Source organism: Enterobacter sp. FUJ80071 (genome assembly GCF_038739915.1).
Classification (GTDB): Bacteria; Pseudomonadota; Gammaproteobacteria; order Enterobacterales; family Enterobacteriaceae; genus Enterobacter; species Enterobacter kobei.
Genome location: NZ_JBBXKH010000001.1, coordinates 3,617,175 through 3,641,471, shown reverse-complemented (window position 1 = coordinate 3,641,471; position 24,297 = coordinate 3,617,175). Strand labels below are relative to the sequence as shown.

The window sequence follows — 24,297 nt, the reverse complement described above, 5'->3', positions numbered from 1 at the left end:
ATGAATGATAATAAAAGCCGCCGCGAATTTATCAGCCAGAGCGGCAAAATGGTCACCGCCTGCGCGCTGTTTGGTGCCACCGGCTCTGTCGCGTATGCTGCGGATACCGCAAAGCCCGCCTGCGAGACCGGTAAACCGATGAACATCACCGCGAAGCATTACTATCTGGACAACGTGCTGCTCGAAGCCGGGTTTACTTTCGACGGCAGCGTGGCGACGAGCACCCGCACCGAGCTGAAAACGCTGGAGATTAAAGACGGCAAGATCGTCGCCCTGCGCGATAACAATAGCCACGCCGACGCGTCTCTGCCTCACTATGACGCAGGTAAAAAACTGATGCTCCCGGCGATGCGCGACATGCACATCCATCTGGATAAAACCTTCTACGGCGGTCCGTGGCGCTCCCTGAGCCGCCCGGCGGGGACCACGATTCAGGACATGATCCGCCTTGAGCAGAAGCTGCTGCCGGAGCTGCAGCCCTACACCCAGGAACGCGCGGAGGCACTTATCGACCTGATCCTGTCGAAAGGTTCCACCATCGCCCGCAGCCACTGCAACATTGAGCCGGTTTCCGGCCTGAAAAACCTGGAAAATCTGCAGGCGGTGTTATCGCGCCGCCAGCCTAGCTTTGACTGTGAAATTGTCGCGTTTCCACAGCACGGACTGCTGCTCTCCCATTCTGAAAAACTGATGCGCGACGCGATGCAGGCCGGTGCGCACTACGTGGGCGGGCTGGACCCGACGAACGTCGACGGCGCGATGGAGAAATCTCTCGATCTGATGTTCCAGATAGCGCTGGATTACGACAAAGGGGTGGATATTCACCTGCATGAAACCAGCCCGGCTGGCGTGGCGGCGGTGAATTACATGGTGGAAACCGTGGAGAAAACGCCGGAGCTGAAGGGCAAGCTGACTATCAGCCACGCCTTCGCGCTGGCGACGCTTAACGAGCAGGAGGTGGATGCGATTGCGACCCGTATGGCGGCGCAGCAGGTGACCATCGCCTCTACCGTGCCGATTGGTACCCTCCATATGCCGCTGAAACAGCTGCGTGATAAGGGCGTGTTTGTCATGACCGGCACCGACAGCGTGATCGACCACTGGTCGCCGTACGGCCTGGGAGATATGCTGGAAAAAGCCAATCTTTACGCGCAGCTGTACATTCGCCCGAACGAGCAGACGCTTTCCCGGGCGCTCGGTATCGCGACCGGTGACGTTCTGCCGCTGAACGACAAAGGCGAACGGGTGTGGCCGAAAGCGCAGGACGATGCCAGCTTTGTGCTGGTGGATGCCTCGTGCTCCGCCGAAGCCGTGGCGCGGATTTCACCGCGTACCGCGACGTTCCATAAGGGAAATCTGGTCTGGGGTACTGTGGGCTAGAGGCGAGCCGGGTGACGGCTTCGCCTTACCCGGCCTACTGAAACCCTCAAATCATAGGCCGGGTAAGCGCAGCGCCACCCGGCAATGTTTTATACTGGGAGTCACATTCTTAAAGAGGGATCTGCCATGGCACAAAATATCTACGACAACCCGGCGTTTTTCGAAGGCTACGCCCAGCTTCCGCGCTCGGTGCAGGGGCTGGACGGTGCGCCGGAGTGGCCTTCGCTGAAAAGCATGCTGCCGGATTTAACCGGCAAATCGGTTATCGATCTCGGCTGCGGCTACGGCTGGTTTTGTCGCGCGGCGCGCGAACTGGGTGCATCTGACATCACGGGTGTTGATATCTCAGAAAAGATGCTCGCCCGGGCTGCGGAGCTTACCGCTGACCCACAGATTCATTATCAGCGTAGCGATCTGGAGTCGCTGGCGCTCAAAGATAACAGCCTCGACCTGGTCTACAGCTCGCTGGCACTGCACTACCTGCCGGAACTGGATACGTTATTCGCCAACGTTCAGCGCGCGCTTAAACCCGGTGGCAGCCTGGTCTTCTCGATGGAGCACCCCATTTACACCTGCGCCACCCGCCAGGGCTGGCTGACCGACGACAACGGCGAGCGGTTCTGGGGCGTGAACCATTATCAGGACGAGAGCCAGCGCGTCAGCAACTGGCTGGCGGACGGGGTCATCAAGTATCACCGTACGCTGGGCACCACGCTCAACGCGCTGATCAAGGCCGGATTAACGATAAGCGAAGTCAACGAATGGGGGCCAACGCAGGGGCAAATTGCGGCCTGGCCCGCGCTGGCCGAAGAGGCAGAGCGCCCGATGCTGGTGCTGATCGCCGCCCGTAAGGCTCAGTAACCGACCTTATACACCCGACCGCTCTGTACCCCTTCCACGCTGCGGCGATAGGCCTGCGCCACGGTTGCAGCGGGGACGCTCTCAAAGCCGGGGAAGAAACCGTCGTACGCTTCAGCGGATTCCGTCAGGACCGTCGGGCTAATCAGGTTAATGCGGATCCCGCGCGGCAGCTCACAGGCTGCGGCGCGAACAAACCCTTCCAGTGCGGCATTCACGGTGGTGGCGTTTACTCCCTGGGCAATCGGCTCGTGCGCCACAATGCCGCTAATCAGGGTGATAGAGCCCCCTTCGTTCAGATAGTGCTGGCCGGTTAGCGCAAGGCGCACCTGCCCCAGAAGTTTATCCTGCAGGCCCTGATTAAAGTCGCTGTCTTTCATGGTCGCAAGCGGGCCAAAGTAGAGTCCACCGCTGGCGGAGACAATGGCATCCACCCGGCCAATTTTCTCGAACAGCGCCTGCACGCTCTCCTGCGAGGTGATATCCACCTGATAGTCGCCCTGGGTACGACCCACGCGGATCACCTCATGACGGCGGCTTAGCGCTTCTGTTACTGCCTGACCGACCGTACCACTGGCACCAATAATCACGATTTTCATAGCAGACTCCTTATGTGTGAGCCTTCATTCTTTAATAAATAAAAAGTCAGATAAACTGGGCTAAAGTTAGAAGATTGCTAACCAGAGGTTCGGAATATGGATAAGCTTCGCGGCATGGAGACGTTTATCGCGGTGGTAGAAAGCGGCAGCTTTACCGGCGCGGCCTCCCGCCTTGAGATGTCGGCGGTCATGGTGGGAAAGTATATTGCGTTGCTGGAGTCCCAGCTTGGCACCCGCCTGCTTGAGCGTAACACGCGTCGTCAGAGCCTGACGGATGCGGGCCGCGTCTATTTTGAAGAAGCCAGACGGGTGCTGGAGCAGGTCTCAATCGCCGAAAACGCGGTTGAACGCCTGCGTGCCACACCGGCCGGAACCCTGCGCGTCACGGCGCCTACGTCGTTTGGCGGCTGCGTGATCGCCCCGCTCACCGCCACCTTTTTACAACGTTACCCGCAGGTGCGCATCGAACTGGATCTGACTAACCGAATGGTCGATCTGGTGGAGGAGGGGGTCGATTTGGCCATTCGCATTGGTGATATTCGCAATGACGATCTGGTGGCGAAATATTTGTGCCCCTACAACATGGTGATCTGCGCCGCACCGGACTATTTAGCGCGACACGGTACGCCGCAAACGCCTGCCGATCTGGTGGATCATCTGTGTCTTTCGCACACGGTATGGACCGCGCGTAACGAGTGGCGGCTACCGGGCGTGGAAGGGGAAGTACGCTGGAAGCGTGATGCCATCTTAAGATGTAACGACGGCTATGGCCTGCGTATGGCGGCACGCGCAGGGGCGGGGCTGTTGCTACAACCGGAAGTGCTGGTGGCGGAAGAGCTGGCAAGCGGCAGGCTGATTCGGGTACTGGAGCCGTTCACCCCCGCGCCGAGGCCGGTGCATTTATTGTGGCGCCAGGATTTACGTCCTCTTCCGAAGCTAACGGAATTTATCGCTCATATTCTGCTAAGATTGGGCACAATATAAAAAAAGAAGGTAATCAAAGAATGTCTGCAAACAAACTCGCCAGCAGCGCGCAGGGCCTGCAATCATCTGCCATCCGTGAATTATTAAAACATAGCAAAATGGCTGGCGTGATTTCGCTGGGCGGAGGGATTCCGAACCCCGATTTGTTCGATCACGAAGGGCTTAAAATAGCCGCGGATGCCGTCTTATCGCAACATTTTGGCGAGGCGTTTCAGTATGGTCTGACCGAAGGTTTTCCGGGACTGCGGGAAGAGATCCAACGCATCTGTGAAGGACGTGGCATTGCCTGTAAAGCCGATGACGTGGTGGTGACGTCCGGTTCGCAGCAGTCTCTCGACGTGCTGGCGCGTGCATTAATTAACCCAGGCGATACCGTCGTCGTCGAGCGTCCAACCTATCTTGCCGCGCTGCAGGTTTTCGGCCTGGCGCAGGCGAATTTTGAATCCGTCGGCACCGACGGCGACGGCATGAAGGTCGACGAACTTGAGGCGCTGGTGGCAAAGAAAACCATCAAAGCGGTTTATATCGTCCCGACCTTTGGTAACCCGGGCGGCGTGACGCTCTCTGAAGCGCGTCGTAAACAGCTGGTGGAATTATCGAAACGCTATGATTTCGTCATTATTGAAGACGACCCGTACAGCGAAATTAACTACACCGATGAGGTCTTCCGCCCGTTAATTGCCCATGCCAAAGATATCGGTAACGAAGAGAACGTGGTCTACACCTCAACCTTCTCTAAAATACTCGCGCCGGGCACCCGCGTAGGCTGGGTGCTGGTGCCGGAGTGGCTGAAGCGTGCGGTGGTGAACCTTAAGCAAACCACCGATCTGCACACCAGCACGCTGTCGCAGTTAATGACGTATGAGTACCTGAAAACCGGTCGCCTGGCCGGGCAGATTAAGATGATCCGCGAAGCTTATCGCCAGAAATACCAGACCTTCGCCACCGAACTGGAAGCGGAGCTGGGTGATGTGATGTCGTTCCACAAGCCTAAAGGCGGCATGTTCCTGTGGGCGAAAATGAACAACGGTATGAATACCACCCGCTGGCTGGAAAAGACGTTAAGCAACGGCGTGGTATTTGTCCCGGGCGAGTTTTTCTACTGCAATGAGCCGGACCAGACCACGCTGCGCATGTCGTTTGTGACACCAACAGATGAGCAGCTGAAAGAGGCGGTGCAGCGCCTGAAGAAATCGCTTTAAAAGACCTGCGCATAATGGCATTCCTGCCGTTATGCGCAATACGCGTTCAGGGCGGCACGGGCCGCGATCGTTCATGGTGAGTTCCATGTTTGAATTTCTGATCGGTGTTGTTACGCACACGCCCGCCTGGGTGTGGGTGTTGTTTATCTTCCTCATCTCCCGTGGTATCAAAGCCCGCAGGCCCGCCACCGTTACGCTGGAGAGGCTTGCCATTATCCCGGCGATCTTTCTGGTGTGGGATATTTACGATCTGGTGCTCTATCGCACGTTGACCCCTGCGACTGTCGCATTGTGGACGGGGGGGATCTTCGCCGGTGCCGCGCTGGGGTATCTCCTGATTAAGCGGGCGGTTATCACCCGGGCAGATGCGCCGCGTACGCTTTACCGCCAGGCAGACTACACCGCGCTGCCGTTTATGATGCTGGCGTTTGGCGTGAAGTATGTGCTGGGGGTGATGAGCGCGGTTTCGCCTCAGACGATGCAACAACCCGCCATGAGCGCGCTGGCGATCGTCTCCGGGGGCGTGTTTGCCGGCGTATTTATTGGGAAATTTGCGCGGTATGTTGGGGTGTATAATCGTACCGCACTTCGCCGGGCGGAATGAACTTCGTTAACTGGCGGCAGCTGGCTCGCGTTATGCGGGCAATGGAGTGGCTGGCGGCGGGGAAGCCGGTAGGGTGGATTGCGCTGTCCTGCGGCTACAGCAGCGTCAGCGCATTCATTGAGGTTTTCAGAACATGGACCGGTAAACGCCGGGGCAGTGGGCGATTAAAGAAGACCCTTTTGCGCGAAGGTCATGCGGGTAGCTTCGTTGAGATCCAGATCTTTTAACGATTCCGGATTAACCCAGGCGATCTCCTGAAACTCCTCATTAAACGTGACGTCCCGGTTGGCGCTCATGCAGTCGAAGATCAGATAGATCATATAAATCTCCTCGGTGGTGCCATCGGCGTAGGTTTTTACCCTGATGTCATCGCGAAAAGCCCATGGCGTGACCGAGACGATCTCCAGCGCTTCGCCCAGCTCTTCGCGGATCTCACGGCGCAACGCCTGTTCCATGGTTTCGCCCGGTTCCATTCCGCCGCCGGAGAGGGCCCATTGACCGGGAAACACGCCGCGATCGTCGGCCATTTTACACAGCAGATAGGCACCGTCGTTCTGGATGATGGGGCAGACAATGGTTCGTTGGTGCATGATTTCTTCCTGAAAAATGAATTTGGGCTACTTTAGCAGATAAGGCGGGGGAGGTTATGTTAGGGGGGGGGATTCTCATCCCTCGGTTTTCCACATTTTGTTGCAGATTCAGCCAGAATTCAGCGCTGATATCGAATGCTTTCGCCCGTTTTAACGCCCTATCGGCGGTGAATTTTTTCTGTGTTGCGGTCTGACGCCCTCACCCCAACCCTCTCCCACAGGGAGAGGGAGAAAACCGCATTCCCCCTTAGCTTTAGTGTGTAGGACTGGTAAGGCGATTGACTACCGCTCCCGCAGCGCCTCTTTCGCCCGGTTAAACGGCTTAATCAGATAATCCAGCACCGTTTTCTCGCCGGTCTTGATGTCCACTGTCGCAATCATGCCCGGTACAATCGAGAAGTGCCTGCCCGCTTTATTGACCAGGTAATCCTGGCTGGTGCGGATAAACACCCTGTAATAGAACACTTCCGGCTTGGCTTCGTCCTGGATGGTGTCCGGTGAAATGGTCTCTACCACCCCATGCAGACCGCCGTAGATGGCGTAATCGTAGGCGGTGATTTTGACCAGCGCCTCCTGGTTCGGGTGGATAAAGGCGATATCGCGCGGCGAGAGGCGGGTTTCAATCAGCAGGTGATCGTCCACCGGCACAATCTCCATCAGCTCGCCGTTAGGCGGGATCACGCCGCCGATGGTGGTGACTTTGATGTTTTTCACGATCCCGCGTACCGGGGATTTTACCGTCAGGCGGGTGACGGAATCCTGGCGGCCTTTAAGGACCGCGGAAACCATATCCACTTCCGCGTTAGCCTTGGATAACGCTTCGCGCGCCTGAACGTAATACTGCGAGCGCACGTCGGTGAGCTTCAGCTCCAGGTCACTTTTCTGTCGCTGCAGGCGCAGCACCTCCACATGGCTGGCGGCCCCGGTTTTAACCAGCCTTTGGGTGATCGCCAGCTCTTTATTGGCGAGATCTAACGCGGCGCGCAGCTCCCGTTGGGTATCATCCAGCTGCGCACGGCGGGAGTTGTAGAGTCGCGTTTCGGCGGCAATCAGATCCGGCCATTTTGCCAGCGAAGGCGGGAAGGTTAGCGGGAGATCGTTCACCTCGGCATTCAAACGTGCGCTGGAAGCCAGTGACGCGCGGTAGCGCGCTGCACTTTCACCGACGTTCGATTCGGAACGCGTCGGATCAAGTCGCGCCAGCACCTGTCCGGCCTGCACCTGATCGCCCTCATGAACGTTCAGCTCGGTGAGGATCCCGCCGTCGAGCGACTGTAATACCTGTTCGCGCGAGCTGGGGATCACTTTCCCCGAGCCGGTTGAGACCTCATCCAGCACGCCAAACCATGCCCAGACGCCCAGGGCCACAAACATCAGCAACGAGAAGATGACGATTCGACGTGCGCCGGTGTAGCCACTTTCGGATTCAAGCGCGTTATCCAGATCGTCCATTGCGGCAACGTCACGCTGACTGATTTTCATTTTTCCACTCCCGTCCGGTTGCTGCCTGCTGCTGCTGTTGCTGAATGCGGCTGTTGTTAAGCGCCTGCGCTTTTGGCGCGTCCATCACCAGCATCCCTTCTTTCAGTACGACCACGCGCTCCACCAGCTCCAGCACCGGCACGCGGTGGGTGGCGACAATCAAGGTACGGTTGCCGAGCCAGTCGCCCAGACGCTGGATAAACTCCCGTTCAGTGTGCTCATCCAGCGACGCGGTCGGTTCATCCATCAGCACGATATTCGGATCGCGCAGTAGCATCCTCGCCAGCAGAATGGACTGCCGCTGCCCGCCGGAAAGCCCCACGCCGTTTTCCATGATCGGGTAGTCCAGCCCTTTGGGCAGTTTCTGCACAAAGCCCGCTGCGCCGGTCAACTCCAGCGCCTCGAAAATTTCTTCGTCGGTGGCGCGTGGCATGCCAAGGGTGATGTTCTCGCGCAGGGTGCCGTAAAACAGCCGCGCGTTCTGGGTCATAAAGCCGACGTTGCGCCGCACGTCCGCCACGTCGAGATGTGGCAGGCTGAGGTTATCAAGCCGCAATTCGCCCGCCGCCAGATCCATTCCGCCCGCCATGGCCTGTAGCAGTGTCGACTTGCCCGCGCCGTTACGTCCGAGGATCGCCACTTTCTCGCCCGGCTTGATTTCCAGACGGTTAATGCGTAGCGCCATGCGCGGATCGTCCGGTTGATAGCGAAATTGCGCCTGTTCGAAAAGATAGTGTCCGCGCAGGACGTCCTGGCGGATCGGCGTCTCTTCGCGCTGGTTCTCGGTCGGCAACTGCATAATGCTGTCCAGCTGACCTGCCCCCACGATTAGATACAACACTCAGTTAGTAACGTCGGAATCTTCATTCTCAGAATGACCCTTTCTCCAGCCCGCTGCAAATTCAGACGGTGTCTGATAATTCAGCGTGGAGTGCGGGCGGCATTCGTTATAATCCTGCCGCCAGTCATTAATAATTTTCCTGGCATGAACGATATCGCTGAACCAGTGCTCATTCAAACATTCATCGCGAAATCGTCCGTTAAAGCTCTCAATAAATCCGTTCTGCGTTGGCTTGCCCGGCTGGATTAAGCGCAACTCAACACCATGCTCAAAGGCCCATTGATCCAGTGCACGGCAAGTGAACTCCGGCCCCTGGTCAGTTCTTATCGTCGCCGGATAGCCTCGAAACAGTGCAATGCTGTCCAGAATACGCGTGACCTGAACGCCTGAAATCCCAAAGGCAACAGTGACCGTCAGGCATTCCTTTGTGAAATCATCGACGCAGGTAAGACACTTGATCCTGCGACCGGTGGAAAGTGCGTCCATGACGAAATCCATCGACCAGGTCAGATTGGGCGCCGCCGGACGGAGCAGCGGCAGACGTTCTGTTGCCAGCCCTTTACGACGTCTTCTGCGTTTTACGCCCAGGCCACTGAGGTGATAAAGCCGGTACACGCGCTTATGATTAACATGAAGCCCTTCACGGCGCAGCAACTGCCAAATACGACGGTAGCCAAAACGCCTGCGCTCCAGTGCCAGCTCAGTGATGCGCCCTGATAAATGCGCATCAGCAGCCGGACGGTGAGCCTCATAGCGGCAAGTCGACAGGGATAAACCTGTAAGCCTGCAGGCACGACGTTGCGACAGACCGGTCGCATCACACATCAACATCACGGCTTCCCGCTTCTGGTCTGTCGTCAGTACTTTCGCCCCAGAGCCACCTGAAGCGCCTCTTTATCCAGCATGGCTTCGGCAAGCAGCTTCTTGAGTCTGGCGTTCTCTTCCTCAAGCGACTTCAGGCGCTTAACTTCAGGCACCTCCATACCGCCATACTTCTTACGCCAGGTGTAAAACGTGGCATCGGAAATGGCATGCTTGCGGCAGAGTTCACGGGCGGGTACCCCAGCTTCGGCTTCGCGGAGAATACTGATGATCTGTTCGTCGGAAAAACGCTTCTTCATGGGGATGTCCTCATGTGGCTTATGAAGACATTACTAACATCGGGGTGTACTAATCAACGGGGAGCAGGTCACAGAAGTTATGAACAGAACCGGCTATGGCAAGGCCTGGATTTATCGTCTAATCAACGAAGGTTTATTTCCACAACCAATAAAAATTGGTTCGCGTGCAATTGCATTTGTCGAAAGCGAAGTTGATGAATGGATCGCATCTGCAATTGAACGTTCACGTAAAAATGCAGCCTGATTACGGGGCTAATGATGAGTGTATTAAATTTGGTGTGTAAAAATAAATGGTGCTATTCAACAATGAGTCGAGGGCCGCCTGATATTTTATAAGTAGTATTAGGTTAGGCTTTGGTATTAAGAAGTAATAACAATAGTCATTACTGGGAATTATGATGGCATTTTTACTGTGACATTATAAATTAATAAGTACAGGAGATTTAAAATGAATAATTCAATCAGAGTACCTGAAGATAAAGATTTTGTATGTGCATTTGTGACTTCACCGGATAGCTTGTATGAGGCTATTGAAACCTATCGTAATTATGTAGATCCAGTCGAAGAGATAGAGTTTGAGCACGTCCTTCTTTATTTGTTGTGTTCTATACTGGTCGAAGGTGCTACAGATGTTACCATTAATGATGAAGCACGAATGTGTATTGAGCACCTTGTCAATGAAAAAAATATTATCAGAAAGAATAACACAGGTAAAAAGGTGTAAGGTCTGTAATAAATTATCATGGGTACAGACAGCACAAGTCTGTACCTTCTTATTTTAATCCTACTGGTAATGATATATAAAAATTATGTGCTTTTGATAGCGGTCATGTGGTTTTGCTATAGTAAGCATTGCAGGATAGGAATATCCTAAACTTTCATTCTCTGCCCTTTGTTTTATTTAAGATAACTGAAAAATACAGGGTTTAAACGATACTGGTATTTAAACTCAGTAGGTATAATAACATTCGTATCAATCAGTTCATCGATGGCCCGATAAAATCGGGCTGGCGTAATATGTATATCTTCCTGTTGTGCGATGGATGTTGCACGGTGAAAGTTCAGGTAAACAGTGTTTTTATCTGGTGTGTATGAAGCGATTAATGTGAGAAGCCAAAACACATTGTGAGCAGTATTGTTCAGATTGCGTTGTTCATCTGATAATTTATTCTGGTAAAGGTAAGCAGGGAGTCTTTGCTTCATAAAGATATCCTTTATTTTGTTAAGTTTTTCGCTGGTGTGGGGCGTAAAATCACCGCGCTGTTATGTCTTTTAAAAGGGAATGCCGTCAGTTGGATATCTGTTTCTGGATTTTTTTACAGGCTTTGTTTTGCGCCCTGCGCGATAAAAGTTGAATGAAGTGGCAAAATCTTCAGTCTCAAGTCTGGATTTACTGAATTTATCCATCAGATCTTCATTGAAACGATGAGGAATACCTTTTACGCATAAATTAGAATTCAGGTAAACCTGACCATCTTCAGCATTACGGATCAGTATTTTCCTCTCAAATAATTCCCTGAATGCACGTGAAACATTCGATTTATTCAGTCCTAACTCTCTGGCGGTACGTGACTGTGAAAAGTCAGGGATAATATTTCCATAATCAATGACTGAGAAGAGATAAATAACAATTCTGAATGCCGTTGGTGTCAGATCCATTCTGGCGAGCGTGGCCGTATTATCTTTAAAGACCATCGAAAAATCGTCACGAAAGGATGTCTTTTTACAGGCACTTGCTTTAACTTTTATTTCTTCCAGATCTTCGGGCATAACATCTAATGCTTCTGCAATAATTGCTTTTTGTTCTTTAGTTAACATAACACTTGTGTTTGACATAATGGCTCCTTTTTTATTATTGTGATAACAGATATGGCATATTAAATTTGTTTGTCAATATTATTAGTAATAAAATTTAAAAATATTATATTTATTGCTCTGTGATTATTTTTTAGTGAAATATTAAGGGTTGTCAGAGTTATTACGAAGGGTGCTAAATTTCACCATCACCTGTTATGTTATTAATAATTTTTGGTTCTGAAAGATACAACCAATATTCTATCTTAACTTGTTGATGTGATTTATTAATTTTCTTTTTGTATTTGCAAGATAAAAGAGTGATAAAGAAACAAGAAACCGAAATTTAGCTTTAGACTGACACAAAATTCCATTGTACACAGTTTGATAAACACTGCTATTGCTGATTTTCCTTCGTAATATTATTCCTTAAGTGAAGCCCGCGCACCTGTGTGTTGCGCCACTGGGCTTCAGAACATTGCTATAGTGTTTAACTGTCAGTAGAAATACGCTTCGCGCAGGAGTTCAGACAGTTGGGTTTAGCTCTCAGCACAAATACGCTTCGCGCAGAGATTCAGACTGCTGAGTTTAGCGAAAGAGTGGACCCGACTACATGATTTACCCGTTAACTTAATACGGCTCACGCCGGAACCCCTTCGGAAAAATCCTTTTTGCTTCAGCGTGTGAGTGCTGAGGGCACTCAGCGGCGCTGCAAGGGAGATTAAACGTTGGGTTTTCATCTGACGGGTAAAAATAATTAACATATATCTGTCGTCGGGGGCGTGAGCCAGTGCGTAGCACTCTCTCAAAAAAATTCCTGAAGGGGTTTTATCTGAAATCTGGAAACTACCTGGCTTTTGAAAAAAGGAAGTGGTAATGCAATCGATCGGACTCAACATTGCTACAGCGAAAGCTGTTTCCAGTATTATAAGAATAAATAGTTGTCATTTTAAAATAAAATATTTTCAATTTTGTATTGATTTAAATTTTAAAGCTGATAGTACTTAATTATAAAAACAAAAAAGGAGAGGGTTATGAGTAATATTTGTGTTTCATCTCAGGAAGAAAAGTTTATATTTGTTGTTGATAAATATATAACACACCATCGCGACAGTGTTAATAACAATAATTTTTACAGAAAACTTTATGTGCTTTTCGCTGGATACCATCTGAAGTATTTTTATTCACGGGCGCAATATCGCAATTCGTGTTATCACGTTGATAATATCATGCAGATGTTTATGGGTGTCGTTTCTACCCTGAAGGCCCCTCTGCTCAGGCAACTCGCAAACAGTGATACATTACTGCATTGCCTGAATTCGCTCGTGAATTATATTTCAGGCAATCTGGACGAAGCAGAGCATATTTATGCTGATTTGCTGGCTCAGTATGAAAAGAAACGCATTGCAGGCTCTCTGGCTTATACTCCGCCAGTCTCAGTGATCAGGAAAAGACTTTGATAGCGGCAGCAGCGTGTACAAGGAATGGGATGCTGAATGGTGGAGAGAAATGGAGCTGGCGTTTCCGGCAGGTCATAATCGAGTATTAAAAAGGCAGGAGCCACCCAGTTGGCGTCCCGCCTGTCGTGATGGCTTTAAGGTGGGTTTACTTATCAACGACCTGCCAGCCATCATCCGTTTTGACAAGGGTTACAGCAGCAGTACGCTTTTCGTTATCGACAATAGCCGTCACATTGCATTTATAGCTTTTATCAGAGACTTCTACGCAGTCATGCTTTTTGACTGATTTTAATTCGCGCAGTGCGTCTTTCGGGACATCTTTACCTGCTATGGATTTAACGATGGCATTCGTCTGCTCCACTACCTTATTCATCGCAGTGTAAATATCCTGCTCAGACGGTTCACCGGTACAACCGCTCAGCAAAAAAATGGACGCGATGAGTGTGGTAAATGCATATGTTTTCATAAAATAATCCCAGACTGTAGAGTACGTTATTGAATAAGACCGGTTTTCATCTTGCTGCTGTTTTCAGAGAACGTCCACTTGCTGACCGTTTCGCCTTTAAATTCGATTTCCAGCGTTTTGGCCTGCGTCTGTGAACCCCCTGTCAGCAGCCCAATCATGGGAATGAATGTGGTGGCATCAAACTGATTGTTATCCATGGAATAAGTCCATTCTTCATTGCCACTATCAAGTGTGGTTCTGGTTTCGGGCTCACCTAATGCGGTAATGATTTCTGATTTCGTTGTTTTATTCTTGATGATTTTAGACTGCAGACTTTGTGATGTTTCTTTTTTCAGTTGCTGATTGCCTGATGTTGAACAACCAGAAATAAGGAAAGAAGAAATAAAAAACACAGAAATCATGAATCTGTTCATAAGTTATCTCATATTAATTTTTTATGTTTGCGGTGGTGTAAAATTAATATCACCGTATAAAAACAACTCTGTCTGCATATTTCTTTTTAATAATGCAGATAAGAATAATGACGCTGGCAAAAAACGTAATGACTGAGACAGGAGTGCTGCCGGTTAATGAAAATACTAACCAGGCGATAGCTAATGCCACGAATTGAAACAAGAATGCCACACTGAGCGGGCTTTCACCATAGGCCACTTTTGCATGACAGCCTTTGCAAACCCGCACACCATGTGGGCTTTGTGTAAAGCAGAAGGGGCAGCTAATCATTTTATTATCCATCGTGACTCCAAGGACTGATTTAAGATGATGTATTTTTGAACATTTTCGATGAATGACCCGCTTTAGTAAAATTGCTTGTACCGATCGATGATTACCTCATGATAGGTTATGACTATCATAACTGCATTATCGATCTATACAAACGATCAAATATTTATTGACAATCATTTTGTTATGGACTATCACACCTTATGGTGTGTGGTGCTGGTTATTCCTAACTGATTGTTCCTGAGGAGAATGAGTGGCTGTGAAAGGAACGGGTGCTAACAGGTGCAGATGAAGAATCTTGCGGAAAGGATGTGTTGTGGCATGCAGCAGTGACAGTCCCCTGGGCTTTAGAAGTACAACAATTTGGTTGAGTAATAAAAGCCACACCTTCAGGCGACGCTGGAGGGGTATCTGGCCGGTTGTATTGTACAGTTTGCTCCTGAGCTGAATGATACCCACTGTCTCCTGTTGTCTTTCCAGACGAATTTTTTCTTCAAGCTGATGGATTTTCTCCAGAATCGTTTCCCGGTTTGCAGCCTGTTCTTCAGACTCGCATGATGGCATTGGCATTGGCATTGGCATTGGCATTGGCACTGGCATTGGCACTGTTAATGGCACAGGTGCAGGTACTGTTGGCTTTTGTGCTTGTTTCAGTAAAGTCAGATGTTCCGGTACGAAATCAATCAATGTTTGCAGGGAAGACCAGCCATATTTTTTACCCAATTGAGAGGCTTTAAAGGCAATACCTTGGTACTGAAATGAAAAGCCGTTCATTTTTCCCGTTGAGGCGATATTGGGTTTGCAGCTGACGTCTACCTTTTCCAGCATAGCGATAAAAGTCAGCAAATCAGGGCGGCCGGTTAACGCATTATCAATCAGGCTCTGCAGAGTGAACCTGGGGCAGGGAGTTGTCGTTCTTTCAGCCATCATCAGCTCGTTGCGGGAAGGCTTTCTTTTCTCCTGACTATGACTACTGATTGCAGATGTGGTTTGAGTGAGTTTGTGGACTTTCTCCAGCTCGCTGATAATCCGGGTACTGATAAGATTTTCATTTTTCCCAAGGTACAGCTTCCCACCGACCATGTTAATTCTGTTAGCTATTATATGGATATGCTGCCCGTCCGAATCATCGTGCATGATATAGCAGCGAAGATGGGTTTCAGTGAATCCCATCCGGGTCATATAATCGTCAGCGAATGCCGCCCATTGTCTGACTGACAGTGTTTCTCCCTTTGGCAGGCGAAGCGAATTATGCCAGACAGGTTTGGCGACACCGGGGCGCAGTAGTCTTGTGCCTTCAAATTCACTGATAAGTTCAGCAGCAGTGCTTCCCGTCATGTTGCCACCGATAATATAAGGCGTGATTTTGTGGTGAGATCCTGACTTAAGGCTATAGAGAACCACACCTGCAAACTGTTTACCCCGCTTTATTTTCTGCATGCCTTTCACTGGTCTTGCTCCAGAAAGGTTGATGGAATAAGGTGATCCCTGAGAGTTTTGATTTGTCTGCGCAGGGCGAAGAGTTCTGTACGGGTCAGTTCGCTGTCAGGGCTTTTGCTGTCGAGATGATTCAGCAGGCGGTTTAAATCCTGTGAAAGGTAGCCGAGTTTAATCCATGCTTCACGATTGATTTCAGGTAATACCGGTGGGAGTTTGTTGAGGGATGCCATTCTTAGCCATTCCCCTTTTTTATAAGGGCCTCTTTTACTATCGAGAATAGATAATTCTTCTTCGTTTAACCGAACGCTGACGCAGTGATTTCGAACTTCATTAGGTGAATATTTTGCTGTATGGAATTTACCTCTTCTTGAGCTTCTTGATAGATCTTCTTTACTTTCGTTTTTATGCATATCTAACCTTTTTAAAATGTGTTCATGATCTACAGTTAGCGCATTGGTAAAATAAGTCAAGGCAGTGTCGAAATTTATAAATAAGAGAGGTGGAGCAGATTGCTAATTAGGTAATCTGCTCTGGGTAAAAATAGGGTTCATATTAAATTCATTATGACAGTGAGGAGGGGCGGAGGTTACAATCTACGTTTTACTGGCATTAAAGAGATTGTTTGTTTCATAATTTCGCTAAGTTTCTTTCTCTCATGTTCTGCTATATATTTACAAATCTCATCATGTCGAATATGCTGTTCCAGTTGTTTTTTATCTATTTTGATGTCATTGCGGATAAACCATTTAATGGTTTCAATGTCCCCGCGTAAATCATAACCTCGCAGTACAATATGGCGAAAATGTGTGTTGCTGATATCTGTCTTCTTCTTTAGTTCACTGAAGAAAGAGCTCATTTCATTTTCATTGGCACTTAGATAAACCTGGCAGTTATCAGAGATAGTAAAGTTAAGGTTTTTCTTCTGAAGCAAATCCATTATCTGCAGACTTTCGCTGTTGAGGTAGTTGAAAATTACTGGACTGCTATCCTTCATACTAATATGACGAATGAGCATTTTGGCTTTGAAATCGCCTAATGAATAGCAAATTTCAAAAAAACCGTGACCCTGGTTATCTCTATGGTTTATATCGCAACCGGCCTGTACCATCAAATCAAAGATAGAGTGATTTTTTACGTAAAAAAGTATTGTTCTTCCGCATTTATCCACATTGTTGACATTAATTCCAGCATTGATCAGGGTTTTGCAACAGGATATATTATCAGCTAACGAGCATAAACAGGTTTGGCCGAGACCATTTTTGTGGTGTATATCTACGCCGGAATCAATCAATTTTTTCAGTATGTGAGGATTTCGCTGGTTAAACAAAACATTGTGACCATAGTTGTCAGCATGGTTAAAATCTATTCCTGCTTTAACCAGAGTGTCAATCATTCTTGGGTTTTTACAGTAAAACAGTATATTTCTTCCAAACGAATCCAGTGTATTAATATCGGAGCCTGCATTAATGCAAGCCTGAATGTCTTTGGGAGTTTTACAAGAGAGTAATGCATTTATTGCGTTGTTATTCATAATTTTTCTCCTCTGTTAAGCGACTAATCTGATATAGTTGTCATGGTTGGTTTTATATTCCTTTATTTTTTTAATGTCTTCGTAAATTCGAGCGAGTGAAAACCATGAGATCTCTTTCAACATGTTTTTGTTGCTTACATACAAAATGTTACCACCGCGAAATGAAAAAGCATTATGGAATGTACTTTCATTCGTCGTTTTGAGAAATCGAATGAAATTTTTTATTGTCTCTTTTTTGTTCATGTTATAAGAGGTGAATGTATAGATAGAGAATACGGTTAAAATATTTCTCTTCGAGACCATATGTCTTGAGAAATAATCGAAATAAAATCTTTGCTCCTGAGTGTCACTTTTGCAGAAAAGTGAAAATTGTGGATTATATAATCTATAAAGATCTGCGTTCTTTTTTGTTTTGGCGAGATAGTTAGTCAGGCTTGGATAGTTTGTTTTATTCATTTTAGTTCTCCTTTATTTAATTAACAAAGGAAATATATATTATTAAATAAACAAAATGCAAATATATTTTTATATTTATTTAATTAAATAGTTATATTTTTATTATATTTCATATAAGGTGTTGTTTTTCATTGTTATATTATTTTATCAAAAAGTGCTGTGTTTTATTTGATTGATTTGGTTTGAGAGTAGTGATTGATATTGTATGAATTGGCGATGAGGGTGTTTTAAAAAATAAATTTATCAAAGTGCTAAGGTGCAGTGTGGGGCTTTGTATTAAATTAATGATGTTAGCGCCCCTTGGCTATCTAACTAAAGGTTAAAGCCAAGGGGAGAGTGTTCAGGCAGATTCAATTCATAATCTTTTTTTTGTAATTGCTTTATAGGTAACTGGTTGAAGCGTTGTTCGTAAAACCTTTTGCTCTCTCTGTGATTTTTCCTGGAGGATTTCTTCATAGAAGTAGCGTTCTTTTAGCGATTCTATATCAACTTTTATATCATTACGTATTAACCATTTAATTAGCAGTCTTCCTGCATAGTGCGTCAGTAGATATGTACTGCTTATGTAAAACCAAACATGACTAATGTCTGTCAGCTTCTTTAGTTGTAAAATTAATTTTTTAGCGTCGGCATTTGTTGGTGTTATGATACATTTATCACTTATCTCAAATTCATTTTTTTGTTTTATAAGCAATGACAACAGCTCAATTGATTTAAATGTAATGTTCTTGAATACAATTTTTGAACTGTTTGTAAGGTGAATATTACGGATAAGGAAGCGCATGTAGTTATCATTTTTAGATTCCCAGTGCGTATATTTACCAGCTATGCTATTATTTTCTGACTGCCAGTGATCGAATGCTGTCTGTCCACTTATATTTTTATGATTAATGTCGCAACCAGCCTCAATTAGTGCATCGTACACATATCCTTCAAATGGAATGAAAAGAAAGGAATTGCCATAGCTATCTTTGGCATGGATATCTAGTCCTGCTTTGATAAGATATTTTATTAACCCAGGTGAAACATTAATATGCTGTATGGCAAGGGTGCCTGACTTGTTTCTGTGGTTTACATTAATTCCATTGCTGACAAGAAGTTCCACCGTCTCTATATTTTGAGCATAAAACAATGCATTGTTTCCGTCATTGTCTAAGTGGTGAATGTCAATGTCAGCGTCAATCATTGCCTGTATAGCTTCGGGTACATTACAGGTAAAAAGAGCAGTTTGACCTTTGTCATTACAGATATTTATATCCACGCCAGCCTTAAGGCAACGAAGGACACCATTTTTTGACTTTACACGGAAGAGGTTATTTTTATTACTTTCGTTTGGTTTCATTTTTTTATCTCCTTTCTGTTGTTTTCAAGATATTAATAACACCAGATTTTACGGTATTCAAATTTATTTTTGTTTTATTAAGGATGTATCTAATTTGGTTTGTTTGAGGTTATTCTTAGCTTAATGGAACATGGGCCGATAAGGTTATCCTATGTGATGTGGATTAATTATTTTTATAAGATTATTTATCTATGTTTTGGTTTGTGTTTGGATTATTTAAGTAAGTAAAAAGATATTTTAAATGTATGGAAGAATATTGCAGATGGGAGCTGACCTGCATAAAGAACATAATTAGAGGCTAAGATATTAATACTTTGGAAAGTTATGCTATAGGATATATAAAAGATCAAGTAATATAATGGTGATTATTCGTGTTCTTATTGATATTGGAAATTAAATGAGTAGTGTTTTTTATGAGGTTTTTTGCTGTTGATAATGCTTATTAAAATTGGAAGAGCATCCTTTAAGTTATTCGGCTTGAGGATGCTCATTTAAAATTTATGCAGCGGAGTCTTTTTCAACAGCCAGGAAGGGCGAGTTATCAAGTGCTGCAAAAGATGCTTCATTATTTAGAAGTCGGATAAAATATCTCTTTTGATCTTTAGTATTAAGGTTTATTAATCCTCCTGTTAGATCAATATTCCGTTGAAATACAGGGAATTTTTGCATAACTTGTTGTATTTGAGGGACTGAAACTCCCGTTTTTACTAAGTTCCCTTTTGAAACCATAGCAAGTCTACGCATAAATGCTCTGTCTTTATACATATCCTTGAAAATATCTAGTGGCACTGGCATACCTTGTGTATTAACAATTCCAAGGTTTATTATTAATGGCGTTGAGTTATTTGCAAGATTATCTATTACACTTTCTAATCCATACATTCTTTCAAGAAGCTTAATGTTTAGCGCATAGTACTTATTCTGAAAAAAGAAGAAGTCAATAGTGTCATTTATATCAATACTGTCATGAGTGATCTTATCTAAGGTTCTGCCATTTAGACTCAAGAAAGATTTTTTTGTTTTCTTATGTAGAGAAACAGGATATTTATGTTGGTAAATGACTACGCTGTTTCCATTACCATCACAAAGGTGGTAAATTACGGCTTTTACCGATGTGAGGCTTTGTGTTGCAAAATCAAACTGTGTTGCATTCCCATTGACACCGAAATTTAGCACGTTGTTCATTTTAGTAAATTCAATTGGGAGGTGATTAATTGTTAAGTGATCATATTCGAAAACTTGCTTATCTCTTTCTAATAAAGTGGATACAAGTGGAACTGCCACTTTACCTCTGTTAGGTTCAATAATATTATTGATTAAGCTTTTAGAAAATGAAGTGGTCAGATCTTTTTCAGCATCAGGTTCAAGGTTAACCTTAAATATATCTATCGTACCTTGAACATCAGCAACAAAAAAAGCTTCACCAGAGATGCGTTTCGATTTTAAAATATTTTCAATGTTAGTGAACATGTCATGACCTCTACACTATTTTAGCCAAATAAGTTTCATCGTCGATTTTTATATACTTTATATTATCTGTACTCTTTAGAACACTGCGGCAGATTACTGTGCATTTTTTCACTCCACGGTCATGAACATTAGCTTTGTATATTCTGAATCCGAGTATTGCAAGTGATGGGTTAGAATAAAACCGGTTTGTCTTTACGTATATTGCGCCGATTACAAATATCATCAACCCTAAATTTAATACAGTTCTCTTACTATCGACATCAGTGAAAACTAAGGGCATTATATAAGTGGTTAAAAACTCTAAATGTTCATGGTTTTCATTGCTAATATCCGAGACAGTGCATGCAACAGACCAACCCGAACCAAAGCTATTTGCAAGGACTATTAAAATAATTGCACCAATAAAAATGAAAATCAAACTAACTATGAAAACGATATTTCTCACTTTCAATGACGAGATTGAGAAAGTAAAGTTTTCAGTAAAAATATAGTCCCACACATTTTTTATCAAAACCTTATCGTAGGACATAATTAATAATGATAAAAATAGAAGCCATAGTGATAGTATATATAGTACTGTTTTAAGATATGGCCTGCTATCCATTAGCTTCTCCTGTATAACTTAAAATAGTTTGTATGTTAATAATCTAGGGGAATAATTTTCCTAATTCTCCAGCTAAAAGTTCAGCCTGCTTCAAAATGGTCTCTGTGGCGAGCAAGGACATATCGGGTGGATAACCATATTTTTTGAGCAGACGTTTTACCACCACGCGAATTTTTGCTCTTGCTGCTTCTTTCACTGTCCAGTCAAGACTGACATTGTTGCGGATAGCCTCTGTAAGTACGACTGCCAGTTCTCGTAGTTTTTCCTTTTCCATTAACTCGCGAGCACTGTCGTTATCTGCAACAGCAGAATAGAAGGCATATTCATAAGCGCTGAGGTTTAACTGGCTGGCAAGGCTGTCAGATTCCTGGATAGTCTTGGCAAGCTTGATTAGCTCATCAATTACCTCCGCTGCGGTCAGTACCTTGTTCTGGTAGCCATTGATTGCAGAGGTCAGCATATCAATCAGTTTTTTGCCTTGGGTGATACTTTGATTCGAGCGAACCTTAATCTCGTCAGAAAGCAGTTTTTTAAGCGTTTCCAAAGCAATATTTTTGTGTTGGTAATCCTTCATTTCCTGAAGGAATTCTTCAGAAAGAACGGAAATATCTGGCTTTTGTATCCCAGCAGCGTCAAAAATATCAACAACTTTATCGGTAACCAGAGCCTGATCGATAGTCTGTTTTACCCGAACTTCCAGACTGTCATTGTGTTCTTCTTCTGATCCGGCTGAGTTTTCAGTAAATTTATTCAGTCTGGCTTTTACGGCCTGGAAGAATGCTACTTCGGGTGCCGCTTCCATTGCTTTATCGTGCGGTGTCGCCAATGCAAATGCCTGCGACAAGGCTGCAACCGCAGCCAGGAAACGCATTTTACCTTTACCGTTATCCAGCCCTAAAATATGGTTTTCTGATTCAAGAATAATTGTCAGGCGTTGTGAAGTAGTTGCGGCAAAGTAAGCTTTGTAATCGTAGCCATGCATCATGCCTTCCAGGATTTCCAGCTTTTCCTGCATGAGCGTTACAGCTTCTTCCTGAACCTCAGCAGGATCTCCACGTCCACCTGCATCAGAGTAAAAGGAGAGGGCTTCTTTTAAATCAGAGGCAATGCCCAGATAGTCAACAACCAGACCGCCTATCTTATCTTTATACACACGGTTCACACGGGCAATTGCCTGCATGAGGTTGTGGCCTTTCATTGGTTTGTCGATATACAGCGTATGCATGCTGGGAGCGTCGAAGCCGGTTAACCACATATCACGCACTATCACCAGTTTCAGCTTGTCGTCGTCATCCTTCATACGATTAGCCAGAACCTGACGTTCTTTTTTTGTGGTGTGGTGTTTAGCGATTTCTGGTCCGTCAGCAGCAGAAGAGGTCATGACGACTTTAATCACGCCATCATTTAGATTATCGCTGTGCCATTCAGGTTTTAACTCTATGATTTCTTTATAAAGTTCAGCAGCAATACGACGGGACATGGTGACAATCATGCCCTTGCCATGATCGGCATTAGATTTTAAGCGCTGTTCAAAGTGCTGAACCATATCCGCCGCAATAGCTTTAATACGTTTTGAACTGCCAATCAAACCTTCGATTCTGGCCCATTTAGACCGTTCTTTCTGGGTAAGCGTCAGCTCGTCTTCGTTAAACTCATCGTCGAAGTCTTCAATTAGCTGGCGACCTTCGTCACTGATGGCAATTTTGGCAAGACGGCTTTCATAGAAGATACGCACGGTTGCACCGTCTTCTACAGCCTGTGAGATATCGTAGATATCAACGTAGTTACCAAAAACCGCAGGTGTGTTTACGTCCGTTTTTTCTATGGGGGTTCCGGTAAAGCCAAGATAGGTCGCATTGGGCAAGGCATCACGCATATATTTGGCAAAGCCATAAACGGTACGTTTACCTGTTACGTTGCCTTCGCTGTCTTTCACGTCGACTTCTTTGGCGCTGAAACCGTATTGTGAACGGTGGGCTTCATCAGCGATAACGACAATATTGGTCCTGTCTGACAACAACTCATAGATATTGCTGCCATCATCAGGCTGGAATTTTTGAATAGTGGTAAACACCACACCACCAGAGGCTACGCGCAAATATTCTTTGAGTTCTTCCCGGTTGTCGGCCTGTTTTGGTGTCTGACGAAGTAGCTGTGTCGCGGAAGAGAACGTACCGAACAGCTGATCATCTAAGTCGTTACGGTCAGTGATCACAACAACTGTCGGATTATCCAGCGCCAGCACAATTTTCCCGGTATAAAACACCATCGAAAGCGATTTACCGGAACCCTGAGTATGCCAGACTACGCCCGCTTTGCGATCTCCGGTTTTTTGCGCATTAACAAGATCTTTACTGTTACGTCCCTGCTGGCGCAGTGCCACTTCGGCAGAGGGGGAGTCCGCATTCACCGCTGAGGCACGAATAGTGGAAAGAACTGCTGCATTGACCGCGTAGTACTGGTGATAAGCTGCCATTTTTTTAACAGTACGGATACTGATAATCCCTTTGCTGTCTTCATGTTTGCTGGCCTCAAACACGATAAAGTGGCGGATCATATCCAGCAGCGTTACAGGATTAAGCAACCCCTGTAATAAAACTTCAAGCTGTGGTTGGGTACTGGTGGCTTGCGTTTTACCGTTAGCAGTTTTCCACGTCATATAACGACTGAAATCGGCAGAAACCGTCCCCGCTTTGGCTTCCAGCCCGTCAGATATCACATTAAAAGCATTGTAGTTAAACAGACCGGGGATTTGGTTCTGATAGGTTTTAATCTGATTATAGGCACCTGTTACCGTAGCATTTTCGTCAGCGGCATTTTTAAGTTCGATAACGACTAATGGTAGACCGTTGATGAATAAAATAAGGTCCGGTCGGCGGGTATGGTTGCCTTCTTTGATGGTGAGCTGATTAATGACCAGAAATTCATTATTAGTGGGATCGTTAAAGTCGATCAGGCAGGCCAGCTCTCCTTGTGTATTACCATCCTTGCTGACTTCGATATTGATTCCTTCGGTCAACAGGCGATGAAAGGCCAGATTGTTTGTCATTAGGTCAGGTGTGCTGATCTGCATCATCTGTTTCAAGGCTTCCTCACACTTTTGTTCACTGAGGTGAGGATTCAGGCGTTGTAGGGCAGTACGCACCTTATCTTCAAGGATAACCTGCTGATAGCTACGTAATGTATTGATTCCACTTGGTTCAATGTCCGGGCCGTAAACATATTCATAGCCCATCCCTTGCAGGTGCTCAATCGCCATTACTTCAATATCGGATTCGGTCATCTTTGCCATGCGTACTGTCCTTATTGTCGCTTTATCTGAGAGCGGGCTGTGCACCCGCTTAAATAAT

At 46.3% G+C, this 24,297-nt stretch carries 26 protein-coding genes and 1 pseudogene; 9 read left to right on the top strand and 18 right to left on the bottom strand.

What is annotated here, in order from left to right; genetic code table 11:
- Together AAER43_RS17650 and AAER43_RS17645 are read left to right on the top strand one after the other, a co-directional pair.
- Window positions 1–1,380, top strand: a complete 1,380-nt coding sequence (locus tag AAER43_RS17650; protein WP_050862837.1) for an amidohydrolase family protein — start codon at window positions 1–3, stop codon at window positions 1,378–1,380.
- Window positions 1,381–1,506: 126 nt separating this feature from the next.
- The gene (locus tag AAER43_RS17645) at window positions 1,507–2,241 is read left to right on the top strand and encodes a class I SAM-dependent methyltransferase (protein ID WP_014884944.1); all 735 of its coding nucleotides are present in this window, start codon (window positions 1,507–1,509) and stop codon (window positions 2,239–2,241) included.
- Here AAER43_RS17645 and AAER43_RS17640 read toward each other — a convergent pair.
- The gene (locus tag AAER43_RS17640) at window positions 2,235–2,837 is read right to left on the bottom strand and encodes a short chain dehydrogenase (RefSeq protein WP_014884943.1); all 603 of its coding nucleotides are present in this window, start codon (window positions 2,835–2,837) and stop codon (window positions 2,235–2,237) included. The genes AAER43_RS17645 and AAER43_RS17640 overlap by 7 nt on opposite strands.
- 96 nt (window positions 2,838–2,933) lie before the next feature.
- Here AAER43_RS17640 and AAER43_RS17635 point away from each other — a divergent pair, with 96 nt between their 5' ends.
- From AAER43_RS17635 to AAER43_RS17620, 4 genes are all read left to right on the top strand, one after another.
- Entirely contained in the window at window positions 2,934–3,821 is an 888-nt protein-coding gene (locus AAER43_RS17635; RefSeq protein WP_014884942.1) for a LysR family transcriptional regulator, read from the top strand.
- Window positions 3,822–3,841: 20 nt separating this feature from the next.
- Entirely contained in the window at window positions 3,842–5,023 is a 1,182-nt protein-coding gene (locus AAER43_RS17630; protein ID WP_014884941.1) for a PLP-dependent aminotransferase family protein, read from the top strand.
- Window positions 5,024–5,108: 85 nt separating this feature from the next.
- Entirely contained in the window at window positions 5,109–5,627 is a 519-nt protein-coding gene (locus tag AAER43_RS17625) for a DUF6622 family protein (RefSeq protein ID WP_050862838.1), read from the top strand.
- A complete protein-coding gene (locus tag AAER43_RS17620) occupies window positions 5,624–5,854 on the top strand; it encodes a helix-turn-helix domain-containing protein (RefSeq protein ID WP_309487026.1) in 231 nt (76 codons plus the stop codon). Before AAER43_RS17625 ends, AAER43_RS17620 begins: the two co-directional genes overlap by 4 nt.
- Here AAER43_RS17620 and nudI read toward each other — a convergent pair.
- The 4 genes and pseudogenes from nudI to AAER43_RS17600 all read right to left on the bottom strand — a co-directional run bounded on the left by nudI (window position 5,792) and on the right by AAER43_RS17600 (window position 9,661).
- A complete protein-coding gene (nudI, locus tag AAER43_RS17615) occupies window positions 5,792–6,217 on the bottom strand; it encodes a nucleoside triphosphatase NudI (protein WP_050862839.1) in 426 nt (141 codons plus the stop codon). The two genes, AAER43_RS17620 and nudI, sit on opposite strands and share 63 nt — an antisense overlap.
- Window positions 6,218–6,499: 282 nt before the next feature.
- A complete protein-coding gene (locus AAER43_RS17610; protein WP_086527819.1) occupies window positions 6,500–7,669 on the bottom strand; it encodes an HlyD family type I secretion periplasmic adaptor subunit in 1,170 nt (389 codons plus the stop codon).
- A 10-nt stretch (window positions 7,670–7,679) separates the two neighbouring features.
- Window positions 7,680–8,510: pseudogene (locus AAER43_RS17605) on the bottom strand (ATP-binding cassette domain-containing protein); the annotation flags it as partial.
- Between the two features lie 30 nt (window positions 8,511–8,540).
- Window positions 8,541–9,661, bottom strand: a protein-coding gene (locus AAER43_RS17600; protein ID WP_087451024.1) for an IS3-like element ISSen4 family transposase whose coding sequence is annotated in 2 segments (ribosomal slippage) — window positions 8,541–9,403 and window positions 9,403–9,661 — 1,122 coding nt in all. Because the reading frame shifts where the segments join, the coding sequence is not laid out codon by codon here.
- Window positions 9,662–9,740: 79 nt separating this feature from the next.
- Between AAER43_RS17600 and AAER43_RS17595 the strand changes: the two genes are divergently transcribed.
- Complete coding sequence (locus AAER43_RS17595; protein WP_342702012.1) at window positions 9,741–9,905, top strand: AlpA family transcriptional regulator; 165 nt, start codon at window positions 9,741–9,743, stop codon at window positions 9,903–9,905.
- Between the two features lie 204 nt (window positions 9,906–10,109).
- Window positions 10,110–10,385: a hypothetical protein gene (locus tag AAER43_RS17590; RefSeq protein ID WP_118909816.1), complete on the top strand. Its 276-nt coding sequence runs from the start codon at window positions 10,110–10,112 to the stop codon at window positions 10,383–10,385.
- Between the two features lie 173 nt (window positions 10,386–10,558).
- Here the strand turns inward: AAER43_RS17590 and AAER43_RS17585 are convergent, their stop codons facing one another.
- Both AAER43_RS17585 and AAER43_RS17580 read right to left on the bottom strand, forming a co-directional pair.
- The gene (locus AAER43_RS17585) at window positions 10,559–10,864 is read right to left on the bottom strand and encodes a hypothetical protein (protein ID WP_057058141.1); all 306 of its coding nucleotides are present in this window, start codon (window positions 10,862–10,864) and stop codon (window positions 10,559–10,561) included.
- A gap of 69 nt (window positions 10,865–10,933) precedes the next feature.
- Window positions 10,934–11,497, bottom strand: a complete 564-nt coding sequence (locus AAER43_RS17580) for a helix-turn-helix domain-containing protein (RefSeq protein ID WP_000072653.1) — start codon at window positions 11,495–11,497, stop codon at window positions 10,934–10,936.
- Window positions 11,498–12,489: 992 nt separating this feature from the next.
- Between AAER43_RS17580 and AAER43_RS17575 the strand changes: the two genes are divergently transcribed.
- Entirely contained in the window at window positions 12,490–12,915 is a 426-nt protein-coding gene (locus tag AAER43_RS17575) for a hypothetical protein (RefSeq protein WP_057058080.1), read from the top strand.
- A gap of 145 nt (window positions 12,916–13,060) precedes the next feature.
- Here AAER43_RS17575 and AAER43_RS17570 read toward each other — a convergent pair whose 3' ends face one another.
- From AAER43_RS17570 to AAER43_RS17520, 11 genes are all read right to left on the bottom strand, one after another.
- Entirely contained in the window at window positions 13,061–13,381 is a 321-nt protein-coding gene (locus AAER43_RS17570) for a hypothetical protein (protein WP_057058078.1), read from the bottom strand.
- Between the two features lie 26 nt (window positions 13,382–13,407).
- Window positions 13,408–13,794: a hypothetical protein gene (locus tag AAER43_RS17565; protein ID WP_057058079.1), complete on the bottom strand. Its 387-nt coding sequence runs from the start codon at window positions 13,792–13,794 to the stop codon at window positions 13,408–13,410.
- A gap of 49 nt (window positions 13,795–13,843) precedes the next feature.
- Window positions 13,844–14,116, bottom strand: a complete 273-nt coding sequence (locus tag AAER43_RS17560; protein ID WP_071978083.1) for a hypothetical protein — start codon at window positions 14,114–14,116, stop codon at window positions 13,844–13,846.
- Between the two features lie 189 nt (window positions 14,117–14,305).
- Complete coding sequence (locus tag AAER43_RS17555; RefSeq protein ID WP_049121040.1) at window positions 14,306–15,553, bottom strand: relaxase/mobilization nuclease domain-containing protein; 1,248 nt, start codon at window positions 15,551–15,553, stop codon at window positions 14,306–14,308.
- Window positions 15,550–15,954: a hypothetical protein gene (locus AAER43_RS17550; RefSeq protein WP_049007389.1), complete on the bottom strand. Its 405-nt coding sequence runs from the start codon at window positions 15,952–15,954 to the stop codon at window positions 15,550–15,552. The genes AAER43_RS17555 and AAER43_RS17550 overlap by 4 nt, the downstream gene beginning before the upstream one ends.
- A gap of 176 nt (window positions 15,955–16,130) precedes the next feature.
- Window positions 16,131–17,075 carry an ankyrin repeat domain-containing protein gene (locus tag AAER43_RS17545; protein ID WP_049007390.1) on the bottom strand — a complete coding sequence of 315 codons (945 nt, stop codon included), beginning with the start codon at window positions 17,073–17,075 and terminating at the stop codon, window positions 16,131–16,133.
- Between the two features lie 15 nt (window positions 17,076–17,090).
- The gene (locus AAER43_RS17540) at window positions 17,091–17,531 is read right to left on the bottom strand and encodes a hypothetical protein (protein WP_023337664.1); all 441 of its coding nucleotides are present in this window, start codon (window positions 17,529–17,531) and stop codon (window positions 17,091–17,093) included.
- Between the two features lie 355 nt (window positions 17,532–17,886).
- On the bottom strand, window positions 17,887–18,873 hold the full coding sequence (locus AAER43_RS17535; protein ID WP_023337663.1) for an ankyrin repeat domain-containing protein: 987 nt from the start codon (window positions 18,871–18,873) through the stop codon (window positions 17,887–17,889).
- Between the two features lie 498 nt (window positions 18,874–19,371).
- Entirely contained in the window at window positions 19,372–20,343 is a 972-nt protein-coding gene (locus AAER43_RS17530; RefSeq protein WP_016239773.1) for a Kiwa anti-phage protein KwaB-like domain-containing protein, read from the bottom strand.
- Window positions 20,344–20,353: 10 nt separating this feature from the next.
- Window positions 20,354–20,947 (bottom strand): anti-phage protein KwaA, encoded by a 594-nt coding sequence (gene kwaA / locus AAER43_RS17525; protein ID WP_001594372.1) that lies wholly within the window; start codon window positions 20,945–20,947, stop codon window positions 20,354–20,356.
- A gap of 43 nt (window positions 20,948–20,990) precedes the next feature.
- Window positions 20,991–24,239 (bottom strand): type I restriction endonuclease subunit R, encoded by a 3,249-nt coding sequence (locus AAER43_RS17520; protein ID WP_023337662.1) that lies wholly within the window; start codon window positions 24,237–24,239, stop codon window positions 20,991–20,993.
- Window positions 24,240–24,297: the final 58 nt, after the last annotated feature.

Bases quoted from the DNA above. Each gene is read 5' to 3' on its own strand.
- AAER43_RS17650 (WP_050862837.1), top strand. From the start codon at position 1: ATGAATGATAATAAAAGCCGCCGCGAATTTATCAGCCAGAGCGGCAAA.
- AAER43_RS17645 (WP_014884944.1), top strand. From the start codon at position 1,507: ATGGCACAAAATATCTACGACAACCCGGCGTTTTTCGAAGGCTACGCC.
- AAER43_RS17640 (WP_014884943.1), bottom strand. From the start codon at position 2,837: ATGAAAATCGTGATTATTGGTGCCAGTGGTACGGTCGGTCAGGCAGTA.
- AAER43_RS17635 (WP_014884942.1), top strand. From the start codon at position 2,934: ATGGATAAGCTTCGCGGCATGGAGACGTTTATCGCGGTGGTAGAAAGC.
- AAER43_RS17630 (WP_014884941.1), top strand. From the start codon at position 3,842: ATGTCTGCAAACAAACTCGCCAGCAGCGCGCAGGGCCTGCAATCATCT.
- AAER43_RS17625 (WP_050862838.1), top strand. From the start codon at position 5,109: ATGTTTGAATTTCTGATCGGTGTTGTTACGCACACGCCCGCCTGGGTG.
- AAER43_RS17620 (WP_309487026.1), top strand. From the start codon at position 5,624: ATGAACTTCGTTAACTGGCGGCAGCTGGCTCGCGTTATGCGGGCAATG.
- nudI (WP_050862839.1), bottom strand. From the start codon at position 6,217: ATGCACCAACGAACCATTGTCTGCCCCATCATCCAGAACGACGGTGCC.
- AAER43_RS17610 (WP_086527819.1), bottom strand. From the start codon at position 7,669: ATGGACGATCTGGATAACGCGCTTGAATCCGAAAGTGGCTACACCGGC.
- AAER43_RS17595 (WP_342702012.1), top strand. From the start codon at position 9,741: ATGAACAGAACCGGCTATGGCAAGGCCTGGATTTATCGTCTAATCAAC.
- AAER43_RS17590 (WP_118909816.1), top strand. From the start codon at position 10,110: ATGAATAATTCAATCAGAGTACCTGAAGATAAAGATTTTGTATGTGCA.
- AAER43_RS17585 (WP_057058141.1), bottom strand. From the start codon at position 10,864: ATGAAGCAAAGACTCCCTGCTTACCTTTACCAGAATAAATTATCAGAT.
- AAER43_RS17580 (WP_000072653.1), bottom strand. From the start codon at position 11,497: ATGTCAAACACAAGTGTTATGTTAACTAAAGAACAAAAAGCAATTATT.
- AAER43_RS17575 (WP_057058080.1), top strand. From the start codon at position 12,490: ATGAGTAATATTTGTGTTTCATCTCAGGAAGAAAAGTTTATATTTGTT.
- AAER43_RS17570 (WP_057058078.1), bottom strand. From the start codon at position 13,381: ATGAAAACATATGCATTTACCACACTCATCGCGTCCATTTTTTTGCTG.
- AAER43_RS17565 (WP_057058079.1), bottom strand. From the start codon at position 13,794: ATGAACAGATTCATGATTTCTGTGTTTTTTATTTCTTCTTTCCTTATT.
- AAER43_RS17560 (WP_071978083.1), bottom strand. From the start codon at position 14,116: ATGGATAATAAAATGATTAGCTGCCCCTTCTGCTTTACACAAAGCCCA.
- AAER43_RS17550 (WP_049007389.1), bottom strand. From the start codon at position 15,954: ATGCATAAAAACGAAAGTAAAGAAGATCTATCAAGAAGCTCAAGAAGA.
- AAER43_RS17545 (WP_049007390.1), bottom strand. From the start codon at position 17,075: ATGAATAACAACGCAATAAATGCATTACTCTCTTGTAAAACTCCCAAA.
- AAER43_RS17540 (WP_023337664.1), bottom strand. From the start codon at position 17,531: ATGAATAAAACAAACTATCCAAGCCTGACTAACTATCTCGCCAAAACA.
- AAER43_RS17535 (WP_023337663.1), bottom strand. From the start codon at position 18,873: ATGAAACCAAACGAAAGTAATAAAAATAACCTCTTCCGTGTAAAGTCA.
- AAER43_RS17530 (WP_016239773.1), bottom strand. From the start codon at position 20,343: ATGTTCACTAACATTGAAAATATTTTAAAATCGAAACGCATCTCTGGT.
- kwaA (WP_001594372.1), bottom strand. From the start codon at position 20,947: ATGGATAGCAGGCCATATCTTAAAACAGTACTATATATACTATCACTA.
- AAER43_RS17520 (WP_023337662.1), bottom strand. From the start codon at position 24,239: ATGGCAAAGATGACCGAATCCGATATTGAAGTAATGGCGATTGAGCAC.